The organism is Bacteroides sp. BFG-637 (genome assembly GCF_024793605.1).
Taxonomy (GTDB): Bacteria; Bacteroidota; Bacteroidia; order Bacteroidales; family Bacteroidaceae; genus Bacteroides; species Bacteroides vicugnae.
Genome location: NZ_JANUPD010000002.1, coordinates 4,787,266 through 4,804,193 on the forward strand (window position 1 = coordinate 4,787,266; position 16,928 = coordinate 4,804,193).

Annotated in this window: 14 protein-coding genes; 11 read left to right on the forward strand and 3 right to left on the reverse strand. The window is 41.0% G+C overall.

Going from position 1 to position 16,928, the window contains the following annotated elements:
• Positions 1 to 8 precede the first annotated feature (8 nt).
• From NXX38_RS18485 to NXX38_RS18500, 4 genes are all read left to right on the forward strand, one after another.
• Positions 9 to 1,691 carry a polysaccharide lyase gene (locus NXX38_RS18485; protein WP_234132137.1) on the forward strand — a complete coding sequence of 561 codons (1,683 nt, stop codon included), beginning with the start codon at positions 9 to 11 and terminating at the stop codon, positions 1,689 to 1,691.
• Positions 1,692 to 1,721: 30 nt separating this feature from the next.
• Positions 1,722 to 4,838, forward strand: a complete 3,117-nt coding sequence (locus NXX38_RS18490) for a DUF6298 domain-containing protein (RefSeq protein WP_258981998.1) — start codon at positions 1,722 to 1,724, stop codon at positions 4,836 to 4,838.
• Positions 4,839 to 5,014: 176 nt separating this feature from the next.
• Complete coding sequence (locus NXX38_RS18495; RefSeq protein WP_217723521.1) at positions 5,015 to 5,566, forward strand: RNA polymerase sigma factor; 552 nt, start codon at positions 5,015 to 5,017, stop codon at positions 5,564 to 5,566.
• Between the two features lie 82 nt (positions 5,567 to 5,648).
• The gene (locus NXX38_RS18500; protein WP_148366726.1) at positions 5,649 to 5,900 is read left to right on the forward strand and encodes a hypothetical protein; all 252 of its coding nucleotides are present in this window, start codon (positions 5,649 to 5,651) and stop codon (positions 5,898 to 5,900) included.
• Positions 5,901 to 6,006: 106 nt separating this feature from the next.
• Here NXX38_RS18500 and NXX38_RS18505 read toward each other — a convergent pair whose 3' ends face one another.
• Positions 6,007 to 7,263, reverse strand: coding sequence for an MFS transporter (locus NXX38_RS18505; protein ID WP_122137857.1), 1,257 nt, complete (start codon positions 7,261 to 7,263; stop codon positions 6,007 to 6,009).
• 77 nt (positions 7,264 to 7,340) lie between these two features.
• Between NXX38_RS18505 and NXX38_RS18510 the strand changes: the two genes are divergently transcribed.
• The 3 genes from NXX38_RS18510 to NXX38_RS18520 are packed head-to-tail and all read left to right on the forward strand — an operon-like array spanning position 7,341 to position 9,335.
• Entirely contained in the window at positions 7,341 to 8,108 is a 768-nt protein-coding gene (locus NXX38_RS18510) for a threonine/serine exporter family protein (protein ID WP_217723518.1), read from the forward strand.
• A gap of 1 nt (position 8,109) precedes the next feature.
• Positions 8,110 to 8,595 (forward strand): threonine/serine exporter family protein, encoded by a 486-nt coding sequence (locus tag NXX38_RS18515; protein WP_004318282.1) that lies wholly within the window; start codon positions 8,110 to 8,112, stop codon positions 8,593 to 8,595.
• Positions 8,596 to 8,606: 11 nt separating this feature from the next.
• Positions 8,607 to 9,335, forward strand: a complete 729-nt coding sequence (locus NXX38_RS18520) for a DUF6064 family protein (protein WP_148366723.1) — start codon at positions 8,607 to 8,609, stop codon at positions 9,333 to 9,335.
• An 83-nt stretch (positions 9,336 to 9,418) separates the two neighbouring features.
• Here NXX38_RS18520 and NXX38_RS18525 read toward each other — a convergent pair whose 3' ends face one another.
• Complete coding sequence (locus NXX38_RS18525) at positions 9,419 to 10,228, reverse strand: SDR family oxidoreductase (protein WP_217723516.1); 810 nt, start codon at positions 10,226 to 10,228, stop codon at positions 9,419 to 9,421.
• A gap of 62 nt (positions 10,229 to 10,290) precedes the next feature.
• Positions 10,291 to 10,911, reverse strand: a complete 621-nt coding sequence (locus NXX38_RS18530) for an HAD family phosphatase (protein WP_258980642.1) — start codon at positions 10,909 to 10,911, stop codon at positions 10,291 to 10,293.
• A gap of 255 nt (positions 10,912 to 11,166) precedes the next feature.
• Here NXX38_RS18530 and NXX38_RS18535 point away from each other — a divergent pair, with 255 nt between their 5' ends.
• The 4 genes from NXX38_RS18535 (at position 11,167) to NXX38_RS18550 (ending at position 16,836) form a co-directional block, all read left to right on the forward strand.
• A complete protein-coding gene (locus NXX38_RS18535; protein WP_258980644.1) occupies positions 11,167 to 12,270 on the forward strand; it encodes a tetratricopeptide repeat protein in 1,104 nt (367 codons plus the stop codon).
• Between the two features lie 519 nt (positions 12,271 to 12,789).
• On the forward strand, positions 12,790 to 15,927 hold the full coding sequence (locus tag NXX38_RS18540; RefSeq protein ID WP_258980646.1) for a DUF2723 domain-containing protein: 3,138 nt from the start codon (positions 12,790 to 12,792) through the stop codon (positions 15,925 to 15,927).
• Between the two features lie 11 nt (positions 15,928 to 15,938).
• On the forward strand, positions 15,939 to 16,184 hold the full coding sequence (locus NXX38_RS18545; RefSeq protein WP_074559031.1) for a DUF3098 domain-containing protein: 246 nt from the start codon (positions 15,939 to 15,941) through the stop codon (positions 16,182 to 16,184).
• A 100-nt stretch (positions 16,185 to 16,284) separates the two neighbouring features.
• Positions 16,285 to 16,836: an RNA polymerase sigma-70 factor gene (locus NXX38_RS18550; protein WP_074559032.1), complete on the forward strand. Its 552-nt coding sequence runs from the start codon at positions 16,285 to 16,287 to the stop codon at positions 16,834 to 16,836.
• Positions 16,837 to 16,928: the final 92 nt, after the last annotated feature.

Sequence of the window (16,928 nt, forward strand, 5' to 3'; positions counted from 1 at the left end):
TCGAAAGAATGAATAACATGAAGAAAGTATTATCAGCGTGGATGCTGGTTGCCTGTGTACTACCTGTGGCAGCCCAGTATCCTGTAATTCCGGACTCGGTAAAAGAAAGAGGAGCAAAACAAGAAGCGGAGTTCGAACGGAAATCCGACGCGGCATGGGAAAAAGCTTTGCCGACAGTTTTAGAAGAAGCAAAGAAAGGACGCCCTTATAAGCCATGGGCCTCCAAACCCGAAGATTTGATAAAGAGCAATATCCCGGCCTTCCCCGGTGCGGAAGGCGGAGGTATGTATACTCCCGGTGGACGTGGAGGAAAAGTGATTGTTGTCACTTCTCTGGAAGACTCCGGTCCCGGAACATTCCGCGAAGCCTGTGAAACAGGAGGTGCACGTATCATTGTATTTAATGTTTCGGGAGTGATCCGTCTGAAAAGCCCGATCAGTGTACGCGCCCCTTATGTAACCATTGCCGGACAAACAGCTCCCGGAGATGGTATCTGTATCACCGGACAATCTTTCCTGATCGATACACACGATGTCGTGATTCGTCATATGCGCTTCCGTCGCGGTGCGCAGGACGTGGCTTTCCGCGATGATGCGGTAGGAGGGAATGCGGTAGGAAATATCATGGTAGACCATTGCTCCGCCAGTTGGGGATTGGATGAAAATATGTCTATCTACCGTCATGTATATAACAGAGGGGCAGACGGACACGGTCTGAAACTTCCGACAGTAAACATTACCATTCAAAATTCTATTTTCTCTGAAGCACTGGATACATACAACCATGCTTTTGGTGCAACCATCGGTGGTCATAACAGTATGTTCTGCCGGAATCTCTTTGCTTCCAACATCAGCCGGAACAGTTCGGTGGGTATGGACGGTGATTTTAACTTCGTCAATAATGTTGTATTCAACTGGTGGAATCGTTCTGTAGACGGAGGTGACCACAACAGCTTCTACAACATGATAAACAATTATTTTAAACCCGGCCCCATCACTCCGCTAGGTAAACCGATCTCTTATCGTATTCTCAAACCGGAAGCGGGACGTGACAAAAGCAGACCTCTCTCATTCGGAAAAGCTTATGTAAACGGGAATATTATTCATGGCAATGCCAAGGTCACAAAAGATAACTGGGACGGAGGCGTACAACTGAAAGAAGATGTGGATGCCACAAAGTTTCTGCCCTTAATTAAATCGGACGAAGCTTTCAAAATGCCTCCGGTTACTGTGATGGATACCAAAAAAGCTTATAACTTTGTATTGGATAATGTAGGAGCTACTTTCCCCAAACGGGACGCTGTGGATGCCCGTGTTATAAAGACTGTGCAAACAGGAAAAGCCATTTATGTGAAAGATGCACCGGAGTTTGTCTCTCCTTATGTGAAAAGACGGTTACCGGCTGATTCTTATAAGCAGGGTATCATTACAGACATTCGTCAGGTAGGCGGACTTCCCGAATATAAAGGAGAAGCAGTAGTAGACTCGGACGGTGACGGCATGCCGGATGCCTGGGAAATAGCTAACGGTCTGAATCCGAATGACCCGACCGACGCAACTATGGACTGCAATGGTGACGGATATACCAATATTGAAAAATATATCAATGGTATAGACACTAAAAAGAAAGTGGACTGGACAGATTTGAAGAACAATTACGATACATTGTCTAAACGGAAAAGTCTGTTATAAGCAGATGAAAAAAGATTAAAGATGATTGGATTGAATATACAAGTAAGAACGATCCTTCTGGGATTATTGAGCATTGGGTTTGTGCAAAGTTATGCGCAAACCTTTGCTTTACAGGTTAAGAATGACCAAATCACTTACCTGAATGATGATCGGGGAAACCGTATTCTCGATTTCTCTACATGCGGATATAAATCCTCCGAACAGGATATTCCTTCTGTCCGCAATGTTGTGTTTGTCCCTTGGAAAGCAGGAGATAACACTGCACGTATTCAACGTGCCATTGATTATGTAGCCTCGCTGTCTCCCGATGCTTCCGGTTTTCGTGGAGCTGTTTTGCTCGATCAGGGTGAGTTTGCCCTGTCCGGCAGTATTCGTATCTCCACCTCCGGAATTGTATTGCGGGGAACGAATAAAGAAAAAACAATACTGCTGAAGAAAGGCGTAGACAGAGGTGCCCTTATTTATATGGAAGGAATAGATGACCTGAATGTACAAGACACTTTGCAGATACTTTCCAACTATGTTCCGGTAAACACACGAACATTGGAAGTGGCTTCAGGTATTTCTTTGAAAAAAGGAGATCGTGTAATGGTTGCCCGTCCCTCCGGCAAGGAGTGGATTGCCTCTTTGGGTTGTGACATTTTTGGAGGAGGAATCAGTGCTTTGGGATGGAAAGAAGGGGATATGGATCTGACCTGGGACAGAAGGGTCTGTGAAGTAAATGGCAACCGGATAACATTGGATGCTCCGCTGACTGTAGCTCTGGATGCTAAATATGGTGCTTCTTCTCTATTGACTTATCAATGGAACGGACGTATCTACGATTGTGGAGTAGAGAATATGACACTGATCTCTGATTATGACAAGCGTTATCCTAAGGATGAAGATCATTGCTGGACAGGTATTTCCATTGAGAATGCGGAAAACTGTTGGGTAAGACAACTCAATTTCAAACATTTTGCAGGAAGTGCCGTGATTGTTCAGCGTACAGGTTCCAAAATCACTGTCGAAGACTGTATCTCAAGAGAACCTGTTTCAGAAATCGGAGGAATGCGTCGTTGCACTTTCCACACACTGGGACAACAAACTTTATTTCAACGTTGTTACTCGGAACGAGGTATTCATGACTTTGCTGCCGGATATTGTGCAGCCGGCCCCAACGCTTTTGTACAATGTGATTCATACGAATCTTTAGGATTCAGCGGCTCTATCGATGCATGGGCATGTGGACTGTTGTTCGATGTAGTAAATATCGACGGTCATAACCTGACTTTTAAGAATTTGGGACAAGATAAAAATGGAGCCGGTTGGAATACGGCAAATAGCTTGTTCTGGCAATGTACCGCAGCAGAAATCGAATGTTATGCTCCGGCAAAGGATGCGATGAACCGTGCATACGGCTGTTGGGCGCAGTTCTCCGGTGACGGTGAATGGGAACAATCCAACAATCACGTACAACCTCGCAGTATCTTTTATGCCCAATTGGAAGAACGATTGAATAAAGAATGTGCAGAACGTGCACGTATCTTGCCTAGAAATACAAGTGCAACCAGTAGCCCCACAGTTGAAGTGGCTATGGAACTGGCTAAAGAGGCTTATCATCCACGGTTAACGTTGGAACATTGGATAGACGATCATAAGTTTGCTCCTTCGGTGGAGTCAGCCGGAGTAAAATCAGTTGATGACATTAAAGAGAAGAGGGGAGCCTCATTAGTTGCAAATTCTTCTACTATCCAATCACACACTCAACCGGAAGTAACTATAACTAACGGACGTATCCAAATGGATGGTATTTTATTGGTTGGAAACAGTCATACCACCCCTTGGTGGAATGGAAAGCTCAAAATCAATTATCTAAAAAAGGCAAGTCCGGCCATTACCCGATTTGTTCCGGGACGCGAGGGACTGGGATTGACAGACCGCATTGATTCTGTTATCAATTTTATGAAACAGAAAAACATACTTGTTTTCGATCAGAACTATGGTCTTTGGTATGACCGCCGTCGCGATGACCACGAACGGATTCGCCGTCGGGATGGTGATGTATGGGGACCTTTCTATGAGCAGCCATTCGGACGCAGCGGTCAGGAAACAGCGTGGGAAGGATTGAGCAAATATGATTTGAAACGTCCCAATACATGGTACTGGAGTCGTTTAAAAGAGTTTGCGGAAAAAGGAAATAAAGACGGACTGCTTTTGTTTCATGAGAACTATTTCCAGCACAACATTCTGGAAGCCGGTGCACATTGGGTAGATTCTCCATGGAGAAGCAGCAATAACATCAATCAGACCGGATTTCCTGAACCTGCTCCATTTGCCGGTGACAAACGAATCTTTGTAGCGGATATGTTCTATGACGTCAGCCATCCTGTTCGTCGTGAATTGCACAGGCAATATATACGTCAATGCCTGAATAACTTCGCAGACAATTCGAATGTAATTCAGTTGACAAGTGCTGAATTTACAGGACCGTTGCACTTCGTACAGTTCTGGTTGGATGTGATAGCCGAATGGGAGACTGAAACCGGAAAGAAAGCCAAAGTGGCATTAAGTACCACGAAAGATGTGCAGGATGCTATCCTTGCAGACCCCAAACGCGCTGCCATAGTAGATATCATTGATATCCGTTACTGGCATTATAAGACGGATGGGATCTTTGCACCGGAAGGTGGAAAGAATATGGCACCGCGTCAGCACATGCGTAAGATGAAAGTAGGAAAGGTCACTTTCAATGAAGCATATAAAGCTGTCTATGAGTATCGACAGAAATTTCCTCAGAAGGCAGTGACATTCTACGCACAGAATTATCCGGCTATGGGATGGGCTGTATTCATGGCTGGTGGTTCATGTCCTGTAATTCCATGCACAGATAAGGCATTCCTGAAGGATGCAGCAGCCATGGAAGTGGAAAAAACGAATACGGATGAGTACAAGAAAATGGTAAAATCTGATATTGGAAGTATCATTTATTCCAAGTCCGGAACAGAAATTCCTGTTCAATTATCGTCCGGAAAGTATGCATTAAAGTACATACACCCTGCTTCCGGAAAGATTGAAACAATAAATAAATCATTGAAAACAAATGGATTATACAATCTAAAGGTACCTGATAAAAAAGAAGGTATTTATTGGTTCCATAAGCTATAAAACAGAAAATCCCGTTGAAGAGTCTTCAGCGGGATTTTTGGTTTTTATAGGTAAATTCTAGTAAAAGAGTGTTATAAAACATGATACTTGTTTTTTCAATCCACAAACCAGATTTTACCTAAGGTTGCGGTCGATACTGCTTAGTTTTGCAACATCAAATCAATCGAATTAATGCTATGATGGAACAGACTAATCATTCAACCGAAACTTTACTCGCTTCTTTTCAAGCGGGAAACATGGCAGCTTTTTCACAGCTGTATAATTTGCACATCAATGTCCTTTTTAATTACGGATTGAAGTTGACCACTGATAAAGAGTTGCTGAAAGATTGTATTCATGACATTTTCGTGAAACTCTATACAAAGAAAGATGAATTAGGCATCATTGATAATTTGAGATCATACTTATTCATCTCATTAAAGAATAAACTTTGTGATGAACTTCGTAAACGTATGTATATGTCTGATACGGCAGTAGAGGAAGTTAGCATGGCTACTCCTACAGATGTAGAAGATGATTATATGGAAGAAGAGCAGCGCAAGAATGAATTTTCATTGGTTAGACGTTTGCTGGATCAATTATCTCCCCGCCAGCGTGAAGCGCTTACCTTATATTATATAGAAGAAAAGAAATACGAGGATATTTGCGAGATTATGAACATGAATTATCAGTCTGTACGCAACTTGATGCACCGCGGATTGACAAAGTTGCGTACTCTGGCAAGTTAATTTTAGTAAAAAGATAAACTGGTTGAGTACATATACAGGATAACGTCGTCCTATTTATGTAAACGCTTAAAAAGGATGCGATATGTGCTCAAAGGTAAAAGATTTTTTGACGGATGATGATTTTATCAACTATGTGCTGGGTGTAACTCCACAATCAGCTTCCCAATGGGAAACTTATTTCAGAGAGCACCCGGAAGAGATGGCAGATGCAGAAGAAGCTAAAGCCGTGTTATTGGCTCCGGCAAATGTAGTCTGCGACTTCTCAATAGTTGAAAATAACGAATTAAAAGATAGGATTATTAGTAGTATAAAAGATTTTTCGGGTATTTTGTAGATAGGTTAGATAGTTAGATAAAGTGTTAGGTTAGTTAAGGCATTAAAAGATTGACGCAGTCTTTCACAGGAAGTTTAATTTTAAACACTGTGAAAGACTGTGTTTTTTATTTATCCTGTTCAGGCTTTCCTGTGGATTCCTGAATATCGAAAGCGCTGCTGAAGCTGACAATTAATACAATGCATCCACCCAATATGCCAATAATCATATAAGCAATACGAATATCGAATGCTTGTGAAATGGCACCGATAAGGAGAGGAGCAATCAGCGAACCTATAAAACTGATACTTGACAGAATGGTAAGTGCAATGCTGACCGGTGTTTTCGATTTGGCTCCTACGAAGCTATACAAAGTAGGTACAATGCAAGATATTCCCAAACCGACCAACATAAAACCTAATGAATTGATGATGACTTTCATAGCCATAGATTCAAAAACACCTCCTAACAAGGCAGAGATAAAAAAGCCGATACAAATAAAGCTACCCGCCAGTTGCAAGACTTTCTTCTTTCCCCAAAGCTGATAAGCGTAGTTAGTCAAAAAACGCCCTGTTGCCATCATAATCATGAACACAAGAAAACCGATCTGCAACGATTTAGGTACGTGAACTACTGATTCGAAATAAACGGCACTCCAATCAAACATCGCACTTTCTACAATCAGTGCAAACAGCCCGACAAGTCCTAGCTGCAAAAGCAACATTTCCGGTTTTTGAAACAATAACCGGAAGCCATTGGGGGCTTTGGCCATACTTCTTTCCTTCGTTTCAAAAACCTCCACTTGCTGCGGTGCGCTCTCCTGCAAATAGTTTCGTCCGGAAAGCACTATTATAAAGATGACAATGAATATAAGTGTATAGTGCCAGATAGGGGAGACTCCTGCCAGAATCATCACAAAACCGATAAGTGCCCCGGCACATGCTCCTAAGCTCCATCCTCCATGAAAAGTTGCCATAATGGTTTTACCATACAGGCGTTCCACTTCAATCCCTTGTGTATTGAATGATATATCGCACAAATTCCAAAACACACCGAAGCAAAATAGTAAAAAGCCCAGCAGATAGACTTCATGAGCCAGTCCGATGCAAAGCAAGGAAGAAGCATATCCCAGAATACTGACCTGTACCATACTCCGGCTTCCCAACTTCGAAACAAGATAGCCCGCCAAAGGTATCGCCACAAATTTTCCTACAGGAATCATAAACAAGATCAATCCCCAATAAAAGGCATAATTTGCAGCAAAAACATCTTTGAAATCAGGAATCCGGCTAGCCCAACTTGCCATACAAAGTCCTTGAGCAAAGAAAAAAGTCAATATGGCAAAACGTATTCTCTCTTTGGGATGCGTAAATTGGTTATTCATGCATTTTTTATTTTTAATCGCGGCAAAGGTATCTATTTTTTTTGTACTTTTGCGCCCGATTAAAAAATATCATATTCATGAAGACAGGCGAATCTTTATTATCCATAGGTAAATTTATTGCAGAATATTCAGCCCATTTAATGGGAGCCGGAGTACACACCTCGCGGGTAGTACGCAATACAAAGCGTATCGGAGAGGCTTTCGGGTTAGATGTAAAATTAAGCGTATTTCATAGAAATATCATTCTGACTATTATAGACAAAGACACAAACGAGGCTTGTAATGAGGTTATAGACATTCCTGCACACCCGATCAGTTTTGAGCATAATTCAGAGTTAAGTGCCTTGAGCTGGGAAGCAGTAGACCATCATTTGTCATTGGAGGAATTGAAAGATAGATATAAAAAGATTATTTCTGCTCCGCGGATACACCCTCTTTTCGTTTTATTATTAGTAGGATTTGCCAATGCGTCTTTCTGTAAATTGTTCGGTGGTGATTTAATTTCCATGGGAATTGTATTTTCTGCTACTATTACAGGATTCTACCTGAAACAACAAATGCAGATGAAGAAGATCAACCATTACGTCGTATTTATTGTCTCGGCTTTTGTTGCTTCCCTGTGTGCTTCCACCGCGCTGATTTTCGATACAACCTCGGAGATCGCAATGGCAACCAGCGTACTTTATCTTGTGCCTGGTGTTCCTTTGATTAATGGCGTGATTGATGTAGTAGAAGGATACGTGTTAACAGGATTTGCCCGTCTGACAGAAGCTTCTTTGTTAATTGTCAGCATCGCTATCGGACTTTCCTTCACATTATTAATGGTAAAAAACAGTTTAATTTGATATGATAGCACTTGACATTCTTACTGATGGATTTTTTGCAGCAGTAGCAGGTATAGGATTTGGTGCGATTTCCGATCCTCCTTTGCGTGCATTCAAGATGATTGCTATACTGGCAGCATTGGGGCACGCTTGTCGTTTTTGTTTAATGACTTATTTAGGTGTGGATATTGCCACAGGTTCTTTGTTTGCCGGATTAGTGATCGGCTTCGGCAGTTTGTGGCTGGGGAAAAAAGTATATTGCCCGATGACAGTACTTTACATTCCGGCATTGCTTCCCATGATTCCGGGTAAGTTTGCCTACAACATGGTATTTTCACTCATCATGTGCCTGCAGAATGTGAATGATCCGGATAAGCTGGACAAGTTCATGTCAATGTTCTTCTCTAACACTCTGATAGCAAGTACAGTGATTTTCATGTTGGCAGTAGGAGCTACTTTCCCGATGTTCCTGTTCCCACATAGGGCCTTTTCATTAACAAGACATTAAAAACTACTTTTATGGAGATTTTTTGGAGAACAATTGCATATTATAATTCAGCTACCTGGCTTTTACAGATAGTTATTATCCTGATTGGTATTGCATTGACCGGATTGCTTATCGGTAAACCACGCCCGTGGGTGAAAATGGCGATGAAGTTCTATATGATAGGTCTTTATACATGGATTTCTGTGGTCTACTATTATATCTATTGTGAAGAGCGCAGTTATAATGGGGTGATGGCAATGTTCTGGGGCGTTATGGCTGTCATTTGGGTATGGGATGCAATCACAGGATATACGACCTTCGAGCGTACCCACAAATATGATCTATTGTCTTACGTCTTGTTGGCAATGCCTTTTATATATCCTCTGGTTTCACTGGCACGCGGACTCTCGTTCCCGGAAATGACTTCTCCGGTAATGCCTTGTTCGGTAGTTGTGTTTACCATCGGATTATTACTGCTGTTTGCACAAAAAGTCAATATGTTTCTGGTATTGTTCCTTTGCCACTGGTCATTGATCGGATTATCCAAAACTTATTTCTTCCAGATTCCGGAAGATTTCCTGTTGGCAAGTGCCACAATCCCCGGATTGTATCTTTTCTTCAGAGAATATTTCCTGAACAATCTGCATGCCGACACCAAGCCGAAAGCCAAATATATCAATTGGCTATTGATAAGCGTTTGCGTCGGACTGGCTGTGCTGCTGACTACTACCATGTTTTTAGAATTAGTTCCGAAGAATTGATCCGGAACACATAGAAGATATTCAAATCAAAAAAGTCTTTCTAGCTTTAATGGCTATGAAAGACTTTTTGCATTATATCACATTTACTTAATTGCGTAAAATATCCGCAGAGCATACTGCATCACCGCATCAGGCAACCACTTTTTACTCTTTGCAAACAACACCTGTATCCAGGGACCTACTTTCGTTCGGAAAGGAGGATTTGTACGCTCCACTATTTTACAGATTGCAGCAGCCAACTTCCGTGGATGGCATCCATTACGTTCCTCTTTTTCTATGATCTCCAATGATTTCCGGAAGCTTTCTCCATAATCGGCATCCAGTCTTGTCTGTTCGGAAATATTCCGGTTATCAGTAAATCCAGTGTTGAAGTCTCCCGGTTCTACCACGCAAACCTTTATATTGAACGGATGAACCTCTAAAGCCAATGCTTCGCTATATCCTTCCACCGCAAATTTGGAAGCAGAATAAAATCCCTGATAAGGGATGCCCATTACACCACCAATAGAGCTGATATTGATGATCTTCCCTTTTCGGTTTTTACGCATGACAGGCAATACCTCCCGGCACATATTCACTACACCAAAGAAATTGGTATTCATCTGTATGTTTACTTCCTCTTCCGTAGCAAGTTCTAATGCACCGCCAATACCCATCCCGGCATTATTAATCAGTACGTCAATCCGTCCCTGTTCCGATAGAATCCTATCAACAGCTTGGCGGATAGAAAGTGAATTGGTAACATCGACAACCAGCATTTTCACCTCATTCATGTCTTCGGAAAGTTTCCGACTTGTTCCATAAACAATGTGCCCTTGTTCTGATAACATTTGAGCGGTAATCTTTCCAAATCCGGAAGATGCTCCGGTTATAAGTATAACTTGTGGTTGCATATAACTTGTATTTCCGACAAATATAAAGAGAATAACCGAATGTTTTGTTTTAACCAATAAGGTTATTTCTCTAAAATAGCAGTCATTTTCTCCCGCCAATCTTCACCATTTTTCGGCTGGAAAGTTTCAAATCCCAGTTCTTTGCCGATTTGGATATTCGAGGCGCCGTCATCCACAAATAAAGTTTCAGAAGGAATGATATTGCAATCGTTCACCATATAATCGAATATTTCCGGTGCAGGTTTTGTATGACCGACCTGATAAGACAGATATAGTTTGTCACAGTAATCATTCACCGGCTTTTTCCTCAACGAGAAATCAGGGCTGCATGCCCATGACATAACGAAAGGATTGGTATTACTTAAAATATACACATGATATGACTTTCTCAATTCCAATATATAATCGAGTTTATTTAGATTCACTTCATTGAAAAAGCCCAGCCATGCCTGTTTAGTTTCCTCCATCGTCAATGAACGGCCACATAAATCCCCCAGTTGTTTCCGAAACTCATCCGCACTTAGCTTACCTTCTTCCAGTTCTTGAAAGATGCCGGTCTGGTGATATTTATCCAGACGAGTGTCGGCATCTGCCAGTCCCAGTTTGATAAATGCCTGAACAGCTTTGTCGCGGTCAATATCTACAATCACCCCTCCAAAATCAAATACAATGTTTTTAATCATGATATATAATTTTTTTGTTTGCTACAAAGATACGGCTTATCTTCTTAATTAGCAGTGCACAATGGCTTGATATTTGTCAAAAAAACATAGTGACGCTATCCTTGCCAAATAGTGTCACTATCACACCCGGATAGCGTAGCTATAAGGAGCGGATAGCGTCACTATACTTTTTGTATGACTTAGGGAAGGATAAATACCGATTATTTTTTATATTTGCAAATCCAATCAATCCTTTGTAAAGACAGAAATAGAGTTATGAATAACCTTCGAATTTTATTGTATATGATGCTCCTTTCATTGGCTGCATGCCATCCGGAAGGAACGAGTGTGAAGCAAGGGTTAGACAAAGCCGCACAGCTCATGGCGCAGGACCCGGATACGGCATCTATTATTCTTGAGACTATTCAGACAAGTCAAATGAATGAAGCCCAACTGGCAGAATATAATTTATTATGTACCCAGCTCAACGAGGACAAAAGCATTCCTCATTCTTCTGATAAGCAGATCAGGCAGGCGGCATCTTATTATGAGAAAAATGGCAATGAATATCAAAAATCAAAAGCATATTATTATCTTGCCTGTGTGGAAAGTGATCTGGAACAGAAAGAGGAGGCAGAAATCCACTTTAAGGAGGCAATCCAACTTGCCAAAGAAACCGAGGAATACGATCATCTGGCAAAAATCTGCAAACGATGTAGTCTTTATTATCAGAAATACGGTAACTTTGATGAAGCACTGGAAATGGAAAGAAAGGCATACGCCAGTCAGTTGATGTTGAATGACGGTAAAAACGATTCCTCAGTGATTCTTTCTTCTGCTTTAGGAATGTTTGGTGTGATGTCTTTATTGCTTGGACTACTCTGGAAGAAAAACCGGCACGTACTTTCCCAACTGGATCTTTTCAAAGAAGAAATACTGAAGAAAGATGTTGAATCGGATAAGCTGATGTTGCAATGTAACCACCTTGAAGAGAAGTATCAGTCTCTTCAACTACATATCTATGAAAGTTCTCCCGTTATCTCAAAAGTACGACAGTTTAAAGAACGGAATGTTTTGTCTTCTAAGATCCCTTCTTTCTCCGAGAAAGACTGGACAGAGTTACTGCGACTTCAGGAAAATGTTTATGGACTTGTATCTAAATTAAAAGAAATAGGTCCGAAGCTCACGGAAGAGGATTTAAGGGTATGTGCTTTTCTGCGGGAGGGAGTCCAACCTGCTTGCTTTTCTGATTTAATGAAACTGACTACAGAAACGCTGACCCGGAGAATCTCCAGAATAAAAACGGAGAAACTGATGTTGGCAAATTCTAAAGAGTCACTGGAAGATATTGTGAAATCATTGGGGGCTCCTTCATTTTAGTACAGCAATTAATTATTATCTGGTAATGATTCATTATCTCCTTACTACATTTAAGGATTTTCGTTGCAGAGATTAATGGTTTTTAGTACAGAAATTAGTAATCTTTTATGCAGTCGGGTAGTTGTCCCGTTATAACGGGACGATGGTCATCCTATAGGGTGACAAATGTCACTTTATAAGGTGATATTTGTCATTCTGTAATATGATTATCTGTTTTCAAAAAGATTGAAATCACTAAAGATACGAAATTAAATAGTAAAAAGCAAGAGTGACACTTGTTTTTCCTAATATCCTAATGAATCCATATGTGACACCTTGGCATTCTCATGCCATTTACTATCCTATGCCATTGCTTTATTTGTACCTGATTTATCTTCTGTCTGTTTTCGTCTATTCTTTCATCTTTGTTATTGTTGATTATCAACATCTTATCGTTAACTCCCGTCCGTAACCGTCCGGTAAAAAATACCAGTTTTGGCAACATGTCCTGTAACTTTGCAAACAAAAAAGTACAGAACAATGAGCAACTTATTATTTAAAAGATGGAATGATTTCGGTGGGTGGCTGGTCTTTCTGATAGCAGCGTTTGTGTATGGAATGACCATCGAACCTGCCGCAAGTTTTTGGGATTGTCCCGAATTTATTTCTTGTGCTGAAAAATTACAGATAGGGCATCCACCGGGAGCACCTTTCTATATGCTTGTCGGAAACCTGTTTACCCAGTTTGCTTCCGATGCTTCGCAAGTATCGGGAATGGTTAACTTTTTAAATGCACTATTGAGTGCCGGTTGTATCTTGTTTCTTTTCTGGAGTATTACCCGATTAGTGAGAGCCTTGCTTGTGGGCGATGAACGGAAATTATCTGTCATGGATGTTATTATCATTCTGGGAGCAGGTTTTGTGGGAGCTTTAGCTTATACTTTCAGTGATACATTCTGGTTTAGTGCGGTAGAGGGGGAGGTATATGCTTTCTCTTCTTTCCTTACAGCCTTGGTATTTTGGATGATTCTTCGCTGGCAGGATGAAGCAGATTCTGTGTCCGGTGACCGCTGGATTATCCTGATAGCCTATATTATAGGTCTTTCAATCGGAGTGCATTTGCTTAATCTGCTTTGTATTCCTGCCATTGTATTAGTGTTCTATTACCAAAAATATCAGACTCTATCACTCAAGGGAGTTATTGGGGCCATTGCATTATCCGGTATTCTTATTGTATTGATTCTTTTTATTTATATACCCGGAATGGCTGATGTAGGAGGATGGTTCGAATTATTCTTTGTCAATGTGATGGGATTACCCTTCCAGTCAGGATTGATCGTCTTTCTGGGTTTGGTCCTGTTTTTACTGATAGGAGCCATTTATCGGTTTAGAAAACGCATTGTGAATACCGGTTTGTGGTGTTTACTCATGCTCACCATAGGATATACCACCTATGCGGTCATACTCATTCGTGCCAATGCTAATACGCCGCTCAACGAGAATGCACCGGATAATATTTTCACGCTCAAAAGCTACCTGAATCGCGAACAGTATGAAAGTGCTCCTTTACTTTATGGGAGAACCTATGCATCCGAACCGGAGTATGTGCCCGAAGGAGACTATTACAAGGTAAAGACCGAAAAAGGGACTGCCATCTATCGGCCGGATAAGAAGGAAGGCAAGTATAAAATTATCCGCTATAAAGAAGACGTGTGCTACACTCAAAATATGTTGTTTCCACGAATGTGGAATGATCGTTCGACCGCTTCTTACAAAGGATGGTCCGGAGGAGGTGCAAATGAGGCTCCCACACAAAAAGAGAACCTGACTTATTTTATCACATACCAACTCAACTACATGTACTGGCGCTATTTTCTATGGAATTTTGTCGGACGACAGAATGATATTCAAGGAAGCGGTGAACCGGAACATGGTAACTGGATTACAGGAATTCCCTGGATTGATAGTCTGCGACTGGGGGATCAAAAACTTTTGCCGGAATCTTTGCGTGAGAACAAAAGTCACAATGTGTTCTATGGCTTACCATTATTATTAGGATTACTCGGTATCTATTGGCAATGGACACGCGGGGAAAAAGGCAAGCAGCAATTCAGTGTCTTATTTTTCCTTTTCTTCATGACGGGATTGGCTATTGTGCTCTATCTGAATCAGACTCCCGGACAACCTCGTGAACGGGATTATGCGTATGCAGGTTCGTTTTATGCGTTCGCTATCTGGATTGGAATGGGAGCCGCCGGATGCTGTGACATGTTTCGCAGAAAACAGGCAAAAATCCTCCCGGTCAACTTACTCATGCTGCTTTGCCTGTTTGTCCCCATACAAATGGCAAGCCAGACTTGGGATGACCACGATCGAAGCAACCGGTATACCTGTCGTGACTTTGGAGCTAACTATCTGATGACACTTCCCGACAAAGGAAATCCGATTATATTCTGTAACGGGGATAATGATACGTTTCCCTTGTGGTATAATCAGGATACGGAAGAAGTACGCAGAGATGTACGTATCTGCAATTTAAGTTATGCGCAGACCGACTGGTACATTTATCAGCAACAATGTCCTCTATACGATGCTCCCGGACTACCGATCAGTTGGGATCAAAATCAATATCAGGAAGGGAAGAACGAATATGTGGCTGTTCGTCCGGAATTGAAGAAACAGATAGAAGCATTGTATCAGAAACATCCCGAAGAAGCCCGTGATAGTTTTGGAGATGATCCGTATGAAATAAAAAATATCCTGAAATATTGGGTGTTCGCAGAGAAACAGGAATTCCATGTGATACCTACCGATACAATAAATATCCATATCGATAAGGATGCAGTACTCCGCTCGGGAATGATGTTGCCTGAAGCCATTCGTCATTTAAAAAGGGAAGAACTAAGAGATGCAATACCGGATAAACTGTCTATTTCTCTAAAAGATATACGTCTGCTGACTAAAGTGGACTTACTCATGCTCGAGATTTTGGCTAACTGTAACTGGGAACGTCCCCTGTACATGGCTATCTCGGTAGGCAACTCCAGTAAACTGAAGTTTGATGACTACTTTGTTCAGGAAGGGTTAGCATTCCGGTTTACTCCTTTCAACTATAAAGAATGGGGAGACGTAGAAGAAGGCAATGGATATGCCATAGATACGGAGAAACTCTACGAGAATGTGATGAACAGATATAAATACGGAGGATTGGATACTCCCGGACTTTATCTGGACGAAACAACCCTGCGCATCTGTTATTCTCATCGAAGGCTTTTTGCGCAACTGGCTAAAGAACTGGTGAAACAAGGAGACGACATCCGTGCCAGAAAAGTATTGGAATATGCTGGGCAAGCTATTCCGGCATATAATGTTCCCGAAGTATTCGAGAGTGGTTCGTATGATATAGCCACCGCTTATGCTTCCATAGGAGAAACAGAGAAAGCGATTCCTTTATTGAATCATCTGATAGCAGAATCGGAAAATTATATCGACTGGGCTTTCTCATTGGGAGATAACCGGATAGGGATGGTTCAACGGGATTGTTTGTATAGGTTCTGGCAATGGAATCAGTGCAATGAATTACTGAAGAATATGGATAAAAAGAGATATGAACAAAGTAATCAGCAATTTGAAAAGAAATATATGCGCTTTACTCAACTAATGAATGATCACAACTAAATTCAAAGAATATGAAATCGAAAAGAATAAGAGAAGAAGAAATAAAAACTGTATTGGGCAAAAGAAATTACGTCATCTTAATTATCGGCTCGATATTGATTATCATAGGATATATATTAATGAGCGGCGAGGGGAGTACCTCTGCCGCCTATAATCCCGATATATTTAGTGGAACACGTATACGCATTGCCCCGTTATTGTGTTTATTGGGGTATCTGCTGAATGTATTTGGTATTCTCTATCGGTCATTAAAATAGAATAAATCTTTCTAATATCATTAATATTTCAAAAAAGACCATCTTTATAAAATAAATTATTGCTTCTTTTGTCCCAATGAAATGAAAGTTGGGAAATAGTATGAATAACAATATTGATATAAAAACGTTGGAGGCCTTTCAGGATGGGAATCACAAGGCCTTTGAGACTATTTTTATTGCATACTACAACAAAACCAAAGCATTTATTGACGGATATATAAAATCGGAGCCTGATGCAGAAGAGCTGACAGAGGATTTATTTGTCAATCTTTGGATCAACCGTCATTCGATTGATATGTCTAAATCATTCAATTCTTATTTGCACACCATTGCAAGAAATGCAGCAATCAACTTTCTGAAACATAAATATGTGTCCGATGCCTACCTGAACCATAATCAAGAAACAGGATATAGCTCTACTTCCGAAGAAGACCTTATTGCCAAGGAATTGGAAATGTTGATTGACAAACTTGTCGGAGGAATGCCCGAACAACGGAGAATGATCTATACATTAAGTCGCAATGAAGGATTATCCAATGCCGAGATTGCCGAACGACTGAACACTACCAAAAGAAATGTTGAAAGCCAGCTAAGCCTCGCTTTGAAAGAGATACGGAAGGTCATTTCATGTTTTCTGTTATCATTATTGTAACTTTATTTTCTTCTTTACTTATTTTTTTCATAAAAAATATTCATTTTCTTATTGAGCTTTTTGCCACCAAACTGTATATATAGTAAAGTGCA